6 protein-coding genes are annotated in these 13,755 nt (G+C 55.4%); 5 read left to right on the top strand and 1 reads right to left on the bottom strand.

What is annotated here, in order from left to right:
* The 5 genes from OGY35_RS11360 to OGY35_RS11340 all read left to right on the top strand — a co-directional run.
* Positions 1 to 7,869, top strand: a 7,869-nt coding sequence (locus OGY35_RS11360; protein WP_502872700.1) for an Ig-like domain-containing protein, incomplete at its 5' end; no start/stop codon positions are given.
* A gap of 192 nt (positions 7,870 to 8,061) precedes the next feature.
* On the top strand, positions 8,062 to 10,245 hold the full coding sequence (locus tag OGY35_RS11355; RefSeq protein ID WP_286632320.1) for a type I secretion system permease/ATPase: 2,184 nt from the start codon (positions 8,062 to 8,064) through the stop codon (positions 10,243 to 10,245).
* Position 10,246: 1 nt separating this feature from the next.
* Entirely contained in the window at positions 10,247 to 11,422 is a 1,176-nt protein-coding gene (locus OGY35_RS11350; protein WP_286632319.1) for an HlyD family type I secretion periplasmic adaptor subunit, read from the top strand.
* Between the two features lie 673 nt (positions 11,423 to 12,095).
* Positions 12,096 to 12,296 carry a hypothetical protein gene (locus OGY35_RS11345; RefSeq protein ID WP_152401953.1) on the top strand — a complete coding sequence of 67 codons (201 nt, stop codon included), beginning with the start codon at positions 12,096 to 12,098 and terminating at the stop codon, positions 12,294 to 12,296.
* Between the two features lie 20 nt (positions 12,297 to 12,316).
* A complete protein-coding gene (locus tag OGY35_RS11340) occupies positions 12,317 to 12,544 on the top strand; it encodes a hypothetical protein (RefSeq protein ID WP_178823962.1) in 228 nt (75 codons plus the stop codon).
* Here OGY35_RS11340 and OGY35_RS11335 read toward each other — a convergent pair.
* Positions 12,528 to 13,727: an MFS transporter gene (locus OGY35_RS11335; RefSeq protein ID WP_286632318.1), complete on the bottom strand. Its 1,200-nt coding sequence runs from the start codon at positions 13,725 to 13,727 to the stop codon at positions 12,528 to 12,530. The genes OGY35_RS11340 and OGY35_RS11335 overlap by 17 nt on opposite strands.
* Positions 13,728 to 13,755 lie beyond the last annotated feature (28 nt).

Here is a 13,755-nt window from a genome sequence, read left to right as displayed (position 1 = left end):
ACCGTGAACGGCAAAAACTACACCACCGTGGTGGACGCGGCGGGCAACTGGAGCGTCGGCGTGCCGGCAGCGGACATCAGTGCCCTGAACGACGGTGTGAATACCATTTCTGTCACCGTGACGAACGCGGCCGGCAACAGCGGCTCCGCGACCCACGATGTGGAGGTTAATACCGCCACCGTCACGCTGGCAGTGGATACCATTGCCGTCGATGACGTGATCAACGCGCTGGAAGCGGGGAGTCATCTCATCATCAGTGGAACCAGCGGTCAGTTGCCTGCAGGTACGAGCGTCACGGTGATGCTGAACGGACAGAGTTACACCGCGACCGTACAGGCGAACGGCACCTGGACCGTGACCGTACCGGCAGCCGATGTGGCGCAGCTTGGCGACGGCCAGGGTTATACCGTCTCTGTGACGGCGCAGGACAGCGCTGGCAACAGTGCGTCGGCCTCCTCTCTGGTCTCGGTGGATACCTCTGCTCCGGTTGTCACTATCAACACGATCTCCGCAGACGATGTGCTCAACGCTGTCGAACAGCAGCAGCCTTTGACTATTCAGGGCAACACCAGTGCAGAGCCGGGTCAGGTGGTGACCATCACAGCAGGCGGTCAGTCCTGGACTGCCGTTGTCGCCGCCGATGGTACCTGGAGCGTTACCGTTCCGGCAGCGGATCTGGCTGGACTCAGTGAGGGTGCGTTGATTGTGACGGCCACCGTCAGCGATAAGGCGGGCAATGAAAGCCAGACAACGCATAACGTGACGGTCGATACCACGGCACCGCTTATCACGATTGATACCGTGGCAAGCGACGATATCGTGAATACTGGGGAGCAGCGAGCCGGACAAACCATTAGCGGTACGACAACCGCAGAACCGGGTCAAACGGTAACGGTGACCTTTAACGGTCATTCCTACCAGGCCACGGTGGATGCCAGCGGAAACTGGTCGGTCTTTGTGCCGGCAACGGATTTCAATGGTCTGGTGGATGGAAATTACACCATCACCGCCACGGTGAACGATACGGCGGGCAACGCGGGTGATACCAGCCACGATGTGACGCTGAACGGTGATGCTCCGACGATTACCATCAATACGCTCAGCACCGATGACATCATTAATGCTGCAGAGCACGGGACATCGCTGATCCTCAGCGGGACGACCACTGCCCCGACGGGTCAGACGGTCACGATCACGCTGAACGGCCAGACATATACAGCCGTTGTGGACAGCAACGGTCAGTGGAGCTGCGTTGTGGGCAGCGCCGATGTTGCCGCGCTGGCAGATGGCACGGCTTACACGGTGCATGCGGAGGTCAGCAACGCCATTGGCAATAGCGCCAGTGACGATCATTCGATCAACGTGGATCTGACCGCACCGGCGCAGATCATCACTATCGTGGCGGTGCAGAATGATACGGGGCTGAGTGCCTCCGACTTCATCACCAGCGATAACCAGATTGTGCTCGATGGTTCTCTTTCAACAACGCTTGCTACCGGTGAAACCGCGCAAATCAGCCTTGATGGCGGCGCAACCTGGATTGACCTGGTGGTGAATGGTACCTCCTGGTCGTATGCCGATGGGCGTACCCTGGCGGATGGTTCATATCAGTATCTGGTGCGTGTGCTTGATGACGCGGGCAACGTTGGCGCGGTCATCAGCCAGACGGTGGTCGTGGATACGACCCCACCGGTAGTGACGTTGATTTCCGTCGATTCCATTACTCAGGATTCAGGGCTCTCGACAAGTGATTTCATTACCAGCGACAACCAACTTACCGTACAGGGCTCGTTAAACGCGCCGCTGGCCAGCGGTGAACATGTGCAGATAAGCCTTGATGGTGGGAATACCTGGATTGACGTCAGCGTGAGCGGTCAGAGCTGGTCTTATGCGGATGGACGCACGCTTGCCGACGGTGATTACGTTTACCAACTGCGGGTGATTGACGATGCAGGTAACGTCAGTGCGACCACCAGCCAGACGGTGACCATTGATATGCAGGCACCGGACGCCAGCAAAACAATCACTTTTGACAGCATTACTGACGACAGTGGCCTGAGCAATACCGACTTCCTGACTAATGATACCTCGCTCAGCCTGAAAGGTACGCTGGGGGCGTCGCTGGCGGCAGATGAAACCGTACAAATCAGCCTCGACGGTGGCGCGACGTGGCAGAACGTGACGGTGATTGGTAATAGCTGGACCTTTGATGATGGCCGTACGCTGGCGGAAGGAACTTATGACTACTGGGTGCGCGTGATGGATACGGCGGGCAACGTCGGTGAGACTGCGCATCAGCAGGTGACAGTCGATCTGACACCGCCGGATGCCGCGACCACCGTGACCGTTGACCGCATCTCCTCCGATACGGGGGCGGATAACAATGATTTCCTGACCCAATCGCGCATCTTCACGCTTGAAGGGACATTGGGTGCCCCTCTGGTAGCGGGCGAAGTTGTGCAGATTAGCCTGGATAATGGGGTGACATGGATTACCACGACGGTCACCGGGACGCAATGGCATTACGACGATAACCGTATCCTGGCGGATGGTGACTATCTCTATATGCTGCGCGTGGTTGATGCGGCGGGCAACGTTGGGGCGACAACGTCTCAAAGGGTGACTGTTGATAATGACGTCAGCTGGCCGACGATCCAGTTTGACAGCGTGTCAAATGATACCGGTATTTCAGGCAGCGATTTTATTACCAGTGATACCACGTTGACTATTCAGGGCTCGCTTAGCAACGCCCTGCGCGGCGACGAACATTTAATGATTAGTGTCGATGGCGGTGCTACGTGGGTTGAAGCAATCGTAAACGGCACAGGCTGGAGCTTTACGGATCCACGTGTACTGGCCGATGGGGATCACACCTGGCAGGTTAAGGTTGTTGATGACGCCGGTAATATGGGCGGAGCGGTGTCTTCTGTGACGGTGACAGTCGATACCACTCCACCGGTTATTACCCTTAATACGGTCGCGTTTGATGATGTGGTCAACACGGCAGAACAACAGGCCGGGCAGACCATCAGCGGGACCTCCGATGCAGGGCAGGGGAGTATCGTGACGGTGACCTTTAACGGTCATCTCTATCAGGCACTTGTTGATGCCAGCGGAAACTGGTCGGTACTGGTTCCAGCGAGTGATTTCAACGGCTTGCCGGATGGTGATTACACTATCAAGGCAACCGTGAACGATAAGGCGGGTAACACCGTTGATATCAATCATGACGTTACGTTGAGTCGTGAAGTTCCGACAATTACGATTGATACGCTCAGTATGGATGATGTGATCAATGCTGCGGAACACGGCGTACCGCTGACGATTAGCGGGACGACGAACGCGCCGGCGGGTCAGATGGTCACGATCACGCTGAACGGCCAGACATATACAGCCGTCGTGGACAGTAATGGTCAGTGGAGCTGCGTAGTCAGCAGTACTGACGTTGCCGCTCTGGTGGATGGCTCCGCGTACATTGTGAATGCAGAAGTCAGCAATGCCATCGGCAACAGCAGCAATTCGATGCATGTGGTTAACGTTGATTTGACCGCGCCCGGCCAGACAATCTCTATCGATTCGGTACAAGGTGACAGTGGCCTCAGCGCCAGCGATTTTGTGACCAACACGAATCAGGTCGTGCTTGAGGGTTCACTTTCCGCCCCTCTGGGAAGCGGTGAAACCGCGCAGGTAAGCCTTGACGGCGGCGCAACCTGGATTGACCTGGTGGTGAATGGTACCTCCTGGTCATATGCCGATGGGCGTACCCTGGCGGACGGTTCATATCAGTATCTGGTACGTGTGATTGATGCCGCAGGCAACGTTGGGTCGCTCGACAGTCAGACGATCCGGGTGGATACAACGCCACCGGCAGTCACGTTGATTTCCGTCGATTCCATTACTCAGGATACCGGTCTGTCGACCAGCGACTTCATCACGCACGATAATCAGCTTGCACTGCATGGTTCACTGAATGCAGTTCTTGCCAGCGGCGAACATGTGCAGATTAGCCTTGATGGCGGGCTCACATGGATTGACGTCAGTGTAAGCGGGCAGACCTGGTCTTACGCGGATGGACGTACGCTTGCCGATGGTGATTATGTTTACCAACTGCGGGTGATTGACGACGCGGGTAACGTCAGTGCGACTACCAGCCAGACGGTCACTATCGACACGCAAGTGCCGGACGCCAGCAAAACGATCGTGTTCGACAGCATCTCTGACGACAGCGGTCTGAGCAGCAGCGACTTTATCACTAAAGATACGTCGCTCAGTCTGCAGGGGTCTCTGGGCGCGACGCTGGCCCCGGGCGAAATCGTGCAGATCAGTCTGGACGGCGGCGCAACCTGGCAGAACGTGACGGTGATTGGCAATAACTGGTTCTTCGATGATGGTCGTACGCTGGCTGAAGGGACTTATGACTACTGGGTGCGCGTGATTGATACCGCGGGCAACATTGGCTCGACCGCGCACCAGCAGGTGACGGTCGATCTGACGCCGCCGGATAGCGCCATTACCGTCAGCATCGACAGCATCTCTACGGATACGGGCTACAGCAGCACAGACTGGCTGACCACTGACACATCGCTGACGATCAAAGGCTCTATTGCTGCGCCGTTGGCGGCAGGCGATCGCGTGCAGATCAGCATCGATAACGGGGTGACCTGGCAGGATATCATCGTGAATGGCACCGACTGGTCGTATGTGGATTCACGTACGCTAGTGGAAGGCGATCACACTTATCAGGTACGCGTGGTGGATGTCGCCGGAAACGTCGGGGCGACCAACGATCAGATCGTGACGGTTGACATGACCCCGTCGGCGACGACGGCAACGATCGTCAGCTACACCGATGATGTGGCCTCTTCTCGGGGGGATTTTGCCTCCGGTACGACCACGGATGATCGTACGCCAGTGCTGAACGGCACCCTGTCGACCACGCTGCAAACCGGTGAACGGGTACGTATTTACAGCGCCGACGGCACGCTGTTGGGCGAAGCGGATGTGAATGGCACAGACTGGACGTATCAACTGAACGTCCCGCTGGTCGATGGTGAAAAAGGGGAGTTCTACGCGGTGGTGGTTGATGCCGCCGGTAACGAAGGGACGCACTCTCCGGTGTTTGATTTCACCGTTGATCTGGTGATGTATGCCGATACCCAAAGCACGCTGGATACCACGCCAATCATTACGGGCAGCGTTGATTTTGAAATCCTTCCGGGTGAGTACGTGGAAGTGACGGTCAACAACGTGGTGTACAGCTCGCGCAATGGCGCGGTGGTGATTGATCCGAAAAACAGTACCTGGTACGTGCAGATCCCTGACAGCGATGCGCTGGCGCTGGGAACGTACGAGGTGAAAGCCGTCCTTTATAAAGCGGACGGCACGGAAATTACCAAAGATGACAGCAGCAACGAGCTGACGGTCGCCGCAACGCCGTCAATCTCCTTTACGTCAACGGCGGCCTCTTCTGAAGATACCGGAACGGCGCTGACGATGAGTGAAGATGGCACATGGCGCATCCTCAGCAACTCGACGGTGTTTACCCAGAACGCGACCGATTCCACGACGTTAGGGTCGTTTGATTCGGTGGCAATTAGCGGTCCGGACAGACAGCAGCAGTCGTCGTTTGTCGATTTTGACCGCGACGGCCTGATGGATATTCTGGGGGCGGACACCGGCTATGCGAACGGTCAGCAGTCGTTCAAATACAACGAAGACGGGACCTATACCTCCTTCCAGGTGGGGGCCTATGGCGTATCAGGGCAAACTAACGATCCTAACGGTAACGTCTACGGCTGGTACGGCGGCGCAATGGGCGTCGATATCAATGGCGATGGCTATATTGATATGGTGTACGGCGATGAAACGCCGAACGATTCTGAGGGGCGAGGTGGCTACGACACCGGGTTTGTGATCAATACCGACGGGACAATTGCCGGATTTGATAAGACGGGTGCCTATGTGAACTCGAGCACCACACAAGATGGTGTGGCATCGACGAACAGCAACAATGCTACCCCAGACCGCGAGGTTTCAGGTGTCGATCTGAACAACGATGGCTATGTCGACATCACCTATCACGGTACATCTGGCTCGAATACCACTTCGGCGGGAGGATCAAGTACTTCGAGCAGTCGTCTGGTCGTCGTGACCAACGGCGTGGATAGTAATGGCAATATGACGCTCACCAACACCCAGGTGGTGACGGGTGTGTTTAACGGTGACAGTGCGACGACCAACTACTACACCACCATGACCTGGTCCGACTTAAACGGCGACGGTTATATGGATCTGTTTGTTGGCGGTCTGACCGGTCAGGGGAATGCCACCAGCGCCATCTTCTATAACGACGGTACAGGTAAGTTAACTTCAGCCGCAAACGGCATGGGCGCCGGATCGAACGTGCAGACGTTGGGCGACAGCGTTAACAGTATGACGTCGCTGGCAGTGGACTGGAACGGCGACGGCAAGATGGATTTGATCGAAATTGCCGGTGCAGCAGGTTCAACGGTTGCCACCAATACCAACAACATCGGTCTGTTGTGGACCAATAACGGTGTGAATGGCAGCAATCAGGTCGACTGGACGTCACAGACCCTTTTAACCGGAGCAAACCAGGGCAGCACTAACATCACTACCGGTGCGCTGACGCTGGACCTGGATTACGACGGCGACAAGGATCTGGTGGTCTTCCGTGCCGCAGGCGGTAAAACGGAATACATCACCAACAACAGCACTATCGCTGACGGAACCAGCATTATCCTGCGTATTTCGGATGCGAACGGCATTAACGCCTTCTATGGCAACACGGTGCTGCTCATTGATGAAAGTACCGGCAAGGTGGTCAGCTCGCAGGTCATTAACCCGCAGGGCGGCGTGAACATGAACGACTCGTCCGGCATGGTCTACTTCTACGGACTGGATGCGAGCAAGTCGTACAGCGCAGTACTGCTGGCTAGCGGTAAGGACTATGGCGGCGTCTCCTCGGTGAATTTCGACTCCTCCGGCGTGTCGAATACCATCGAGAACGTCAACGCCGCCTGGGGTGGCCTGAAAGCGGTTGAGAAGAACCACGCGTACACGCTGACCGCAGAAGACGGTGCCTCGGCGACGAACAGCGCCACGGCAGCGACGGACGGGACGAACACCACGGGTATTGTCGGAACCGGCTACAACGATACGCTGTATGCCACGGCAGGAACGCACGTTTATAACGGCGGCGGCGGTAGCCGCGTAGTGTCTGATGCCGACGTCTGGACCGCACAGGGTGGGATGGACATTGTCGACTATGAACTGGCGGGAAGTTCCGCGCTGAACATCGATCTGAGCAACACCGGAATGCAGAATACCGGTTTCGGTAACGCGCAGTTCGTGAATGTGGAAGGGATTGCCGGCGGCAACGGCAATGATGTGTTTACCGGCAACGCGACGGAAAACTTCTTCGAAGGTCGCGGTGGCGACGATACCTTCAATATTGGTAACGGCGGCCAGGATACCCTGTTGTACAAGTTGATCACTGCCTCAGACGCCACGGGCGGCAACGGCAGCGATGTTGTAAACGGCTTTACCATCGGTACCTGGGAAGGGACTGCAGATACTGACCGTATCGACCTGCGAGAACTACTGTCCGGCAGCGGCTACACCGGTAGCGGCGCCGCGAGCTATGTGAATAGCGTTGCGACGCTGGATGCCCAGGCAGGGAACATCGAGGACTACGTCCGCGTGGTGCAGAACGGCAGCAACACTGAAATCCATGTGGATCTCGATGGGGCGGGCGGTAACTTCTCGTCCACCAATGTGGTTACCCTGAACGGTGTACAAACCGACCTTGCCACTCTGCTGGCAAACCATCAGTTAGTGATTATGTAATGCACTATTCCGGGGGAATGATTTCCCCCGGAATATATCGCGTCAAAATCGCACTAAAATAAAAGTCATGAACATTACCGTCCGCAGATGACGAGTGTCTTTTCGGACGAATATAAAAGTATGAGCACACATTCCGTTATTCCTAATGCAATTCCGTTATGGCGCAGTGCCACACAACAGGAACCGAACGCTATGAACACGCAGTCGCAATACGAACCCTGGTTACAGGCAATGATCGGTGTGGCGCAGCATTATCGTCTCGATTTCTCGCAAGAGCATGTTCGGGTGTCGATTAATTATGAAAGCGACTCGCCGCGCGACCTGGTGTTAAAAGATATGGCTCGCCAGCTGGGGCTGGGACTGCGCGTTGTGGCGGCAAAAATCTCTTTTCTCGATCCGTGGCGTTTGCCGCTGATTGCGGAATTTAGCGAAGGGCAAATCGCGGTGATTAACCGAATGGACAGCGACGGCAATATTAGCCTTCAGTTCAGCGGTGATGAAGGACTGGAAACTGTGTTAACGCGTGATGAATTACGCGCACGGATAAAAACATTACTGGTTCTGCGTCCACTCGAATCCACGCCCGATGCGCGCGTTGACGATTATATTAAGCCATATAAGAAAAACTGGTTCTGGCGACTGGCGTTAAAAGACTGGCATCGCTATATCGATATTATGGTTGTTGCGCTGGTTGCCAACGTGCTGGCGCTTTCCGGCATGATTTTCTCTATGCAGGTGTATGACCGTGTCGTGCCCTCACAGTCAGAAACCACGCTGTGGGTGCTGTTTGGCGGGGTGATGCTGGCAATCCTGTTCGAATTTATTATGCGCATGCTGCGGGTTTATATTTCTGATGTCGTCGGTAAACGCGCAGATCTCCGTATCTCTGAGCGTATCTTTGCCCATGCGCTGCGCATCAAAAACGGTGCGCGTTCGAAATCGACGGGCTCGTTTATCGCCCAGATTCGTGAACTAGAGTCGGTGCGTGAACTGATCACCTCAACGACCATCTCGGCTATTTCCGACCTGCCGTTTTTCCTGCTGTTTGTGTTTATTTTGTGGATGATTGGCGGCCCGCTGGTACTGGTCGTGCTGATGGCGGTTCCCCTGTTATTGATCCCCGGTCTGCTGGTACAACGCCCACTGGGACGGCTTTCCAACGAAGGGATGCGTGAATCGGCAATCCGCAACGCAACGCTCGTGGAAGCGGTGCAGGGCATCGAAGACATCAAACTGATGCGTGCCGAACAGCGTTTCCAGAATCAGTGGAACAACACCAATTTTGTGGCCGCTGAAGTGGGTATGCGTCAGCGTTGGCTGACCAGTCTGCTGCTGACGTGGACCCAGGAAGTGCAATCGATAGTCTACGCCGTGGTACTGCTGATTGGCTGCTACCTGGTGATTGATGGCGATCTGACGACCGGTGCGCTGGTCGGGACCTCGATCCTCGCCTCACGCACTATCGCGCCGTTGTCGCAGATCTCCGGTGTGCTTTCGCGTTGGCAATCGGCAAAAGTGGCGCTGAAAGGGCTGGATGAACTGATGCAGCGCCCGATTGATGAGCCGCTTCAGGGTAAGAAAGTGCACAAAGCGCACCTGCGCGGCCACTATCAACTGGAAAACGTCAGCTTTTACTACGACGAAGAAGAGAAAGTGAACGTGCTGACGGTGTCGGCGTTGAACATCAAAGCCGGTGAACGCGTGGCGCTGCTCGGGCGCAATGGCTCAGGTAAAAGTACGCTACTTCAGGTACTGGCGGGGATGCAGGAGCCGCAGCAGGGGGCCGTCTTACTGGATGACATCGCCCTGAATCATCTGGACCCGGCGGATTTGCGCCGCGATATGCAACTGCTGAGCCAGCAGGCACGCCTGTTCTTTGGCTCCATTCACGACAACATTACGTTGGGTAACCCTACGGCGACAGACGACGACATCCAGCAGGCTCTGGCGATCGGTGGCGCACTCGATTTTGTCCGTAAGCAGAAGATGGGGATGAACTACGTGATAAGCGAAGGGGGGGCCGGGTTGTCTGGCGGTCAGCGTCAGTCGCTGCTGTTGGCGCGTGCGCTGCTAACATCACCCACTATTTTACTGCTTGATGAACCGACCGCGTGGCTGGATGAGATGGGCGAAAAGCAGTTCATTCAGCACCTCAAAACCTGGTTAGGTAGCCAGCGCACGATGGTTGTCGCGACGCATCGCCTGCCGATCCTCGAACTGGTGGATCGCATTATCGTGCTGGATAACGGACGTATTGTGATGGACGGTCCGCGTGACGCCATCCTGAATAAACATGGTATGGCGCAGCCGGAGGCGACACAAAGTAATGTGTCGAGAATCAATACCCCGCCGTCAAACAATCCTGGGAGGTCGTAATATGAGCGATTTTAACCGTTTTAACAGTCGCCTCAGTGAACCGAAGCTCCCGCGCTCTTCACTGGTCGCCTGGTTCCTGTTTGCTCTGCTGGCCGTGTTTGTCGGTTGGATGAGCTACTTTCATCTCGACGAGGTCACCACTGGCAGCGGTAAGGTGGTGCCATCATCCCACGAGCAGGAGATTCAGTCGCTGGAAGGCGGCATTATCTACAAACTGCATGTTCGTGAAGGGGATATCGTTGAAAAAGGGCAGATTCTGGCGCAGCTTGACCGGACGAAAACAGAATCGGGCGTGAAAGAGAGTGAATCGAAACTGAATGCTGCGATGGCGACGTCGGCGCGTCTTACTGCGGAAGTGAACGGCACCGAACTGGTGTTTCCGGCAGAACTGAACAACGAGACGGCACTGATTAACCAGGAGCGCGCGTTGTATCATTCCCGCCGCGAAAGCCTTGAGAAAGGCGTTGAAGGGCTGCGACAGGGGATTGCACTTATTCAGAGAGAGCTGGCGCTGACCCAGCCGCTGATTAAAGAGGGGGCGGCCAGCCATGTCGAAGTACTGCGTCTGCGCCGTCAAATGAATGAGATGGAAAATAAGATTGCCGAGTTGCAGACGCAATATTACGTTCGCGCCCGGGAAGAGCTGGCGCGGGCTAATGCGGAGATTGAAACAGAGCGTTCGGTGATGCACGGACGTGAAGATTCGCTGACGCGTCTGACCTTTACCGCCCCTGTGCGCGGGATCGTGAAAGATATCGACGTGACCACCGTCGGTGGGGTGATCCCGCCAGGCGGAAAACTGATGAGTCTGGTGCCGTTAGACGATCAGATCCTGATTGAGACGAAGATCCTGCCGCGCGATGTTGCCTTTATCCATCCCGGGCAAGAAGCGATGGTGAAGATTACGGCGTACGATTATTCCATTTATGGCGGTATCAATGGCGTGGTGACGGTCATCTCACCGGACACCATCCAGGATGAAGTTAAACGCGATCTGTATTACTACCGCGTCTATATCCGTACCGACAGTAATCAGTTAATTAACAAGCAGAAAAAAGCCTTCCCGGTTTTTCCAGGCATGATTGCGACGGTGGACATCAAAACGGGGAATAAAACGATTCTTGAGTACCTGTTGAAACCGCTGAATAAGGCGAAAGAGGCATTAAGGGAACGATAACAGACAGTGCGCCGTGTCTCCGGCTGATGGGGGGAAGCAGCACAGACCGGCGCGGTGCATGAAGTCAATGCCTGTCGTTTATTATGCATCTGGCAGGTAACGTAAAATTTAGTGTACAAAAGCCGTCGGTATTTGTGTGCTTCATCAGATTCTTACCAAAAACTGGCAAATCACACCTTTAAGAATTGATAAATATCAATTAATGCGCACTTAATTTGCGCCGTTAAAAAATGTCCTTATTTACGACCTGTTTACCTTTTTGGCGTTTGCGGTGGTGGTGGTAAGACGTCGGATGACAAAAGGGATATGCTGCCTTAGCGAAAATAATTGAAAGAGGTCGTCGTAACTCGCTCTAAAAAAGCCCGTTATTGTCCTCAATGTAAACATTTATCGCAGAAGTAACGTATTGGCGGATAGGAATTTTCAATAATTGCGGTGAATGTTTAGCCGGGAGAACGGGGGCTGAAAATCACTGAATTAACCCTGGCATGTCAATAAACCCTGACATCATTAGTCTGCTACGGGTCATCTTTCACTTGAAACGGCGTTCCATTTCAAGGCGTTTTCTTAACATTTTCATCACCCGACTGCTGAAATACTGTGCGTTGACTTGTTATTCAGCCAACTGCATATTCCTCCCCAGTTAAGATGAAATAGCCTTCAGGAGCTGACGATGCCTTCCCGCGATTATCCCGATATCCGTAAAGCCAGAGGAACCCGTTCTAAAGATATGGTGCTGTTAAGTGCCCGTGTTGAAACCACGCTTTGGGACTATGTCCGGACACTGGCTTTAGAAACGCGTAAAAGCAAACAGGATATTATTGCCGAAGCGCTTATGCTTCATCGCATCGCCCATGAAGGCGGTCGTGAATAAGTGCGGGCCGGTTTTACAGGATGATGCCTTTACCATTCTGGCGTTCTGTGGCGTGTATTACGGTCATCGCAGTTGGCCTGACTCTGGTCGTGACGACCGTTTCGTTCATGGCGTGGGAGCTCAGCGTGACGCTCTTTTCCTGGTCAACCGCCGCCGCCAGTAAAATCGTCGCGGCTTCACTGCTTAACGAATTACTGGCGTGGATTCACCAGGCTCCCCGCATTATGATCGTTAGCGCATGTCGTTGATACGACACGCCAGCAAACGCTTTTGTTTATAGCACTGCAGGGCGCTGATTGCTGCGGCGATAAATAACGCCAGTGCACCACACAGCGTGGCATCGGTAATGGCCTGCGTACCGCTGCCCAACAGCGTGGTTAATAGCGGTCCCAGGATCTGCCCGATGCCGTAGGTCAGCGTGACAAACCCCAGCAGATTGAGGTTTCCTGGCACAATAAGCTGGCGCGCGAGGGTCATAACCAGCGACGTGGTACCCATAAACGTCGCGCCAAATCCCACGCTGCTCAGTACCAGCAATAGCGGAGAGCCGCTGGCAAGTGTCAGGAGCACACAGGCGGCCTGAATCACCAGGTTTGCGGTCAGACATTGCAACACCCCCCAGCGTTTCGCGGCCCACAGCCAGGCGAAGCAGCCCGGCACAATCGAGACGCCAACCAGCGTCCACAGATGGACCGTCAGCAGTGGCGAACCCGCGTCTTTTGCCATCAACGGCAAATAGGTCGCGACGATGATGTAGCCGAATCCGGCCAGGCCGTAGAGCAGCGCCAGCAGCCACCAGCGCATCGACTGCGATGCGTTTTTTGCCTGCGTTACGGCTGGCAGCGCGTGAGCGCGGGACGGAAGCAACAGCGCCAGCAGAATCGCCAGCACGGCGGAGAAGGCCGCCGCCCCGATCCACAGCGCGTGAGAGGAGAGCGCAAAGTGCAATCCGGCAATCACGTACTCGTTACCCAGCGCAATCCCCACGCCGACGCCAGAAAACAGTGAGGCAATGACAAAAGGATTGCGGGTATGTTGCAGCACCAGCGTAGAGCCAAAGATCAGCATCCCGGCACTGGCGACGCCCGCCAGAAAGCGTACCAGCATTACTACCACTGGCCCGGAGAACAGCGCCATCGCGAGGATCAGTCCGCCGGTTGCCACCGCTGAACTCAGCAGCATGGGGCGTAAACGTCCCGGCTGATGAAAAAGTCCGAAGGAGAACAGCAGGCTGCCGACCAGGTAGCCCGCATAGTTGACGCTGGCTACCCACGACAGTTCGGAAAACGTAAAGCGCCCCTCGGCCAGCAGCACCGGCAGCATCGGGGTATAGAGAAAACGGCCAATCCCCATGCCCAGCGCGAGTACCATCATCCCGAAGAGGGCGGTGCTGAGTGAATACCGGTCTGCGATGTGCTGTGGCTGGCTCATACCCTACCCATTGTTATTTGTCGTGTGC

Source organism: Citrobacter sp. Ct235 (assembly GCF_030332305.1).
GTDB classification, from domain to species: domain Bacteria; phylum Pseudomonadota; class Gammaproteobacteria; order Enterobacterales; family Enterobacteriaceae; genus Citrobacter_A; species Citrobacter_A telavivensis.
This window is presented reverse-complemented; position numbering and strand designations above follow the sequence as displayed.

What these genes read in the sequence shown, in the direction of transcription:
- OGY35_RS11355 (WP_286632320.1), top strand. Translation starts at nt 8,062, where the DNA reads ATGAACACGCAGTCGCAATACGAACCCTGGTTACAGGCAATGATCGGT.
- OGY35_RS11350 (WP_286632319.1), top strand. Translation starts at nt 10,247, where the DNA reads ATGAGCGATTTTAACCGTTTTAACAGTCGCCTCAGTGAACCGAAGCTC.
- OGY35_RS11345 (WP_152401953.1), top strand. Translation starts at nt 12,096, where the DNA reads ATGCCTTCCCGCGATTATCCCGATATCCGTAAAGCCAGAGGAACCCGT.
- OGY35_RS11340 (WP_178823962.1), top strand. Translation starts at nt 12,317, where the DNA reads ATGATGCCTTTACCATTCTGGCGTTCTGTGGCGTGTATTACGGTCATC.
- OGY35_RS11335 (WP_286632318.1), bottom strand. Translation starts at nt 13,727, where the DNA reads ATGAGCCAGCCACAGCACATCGCAGACCGGTATTCACTCAGCACCGCC.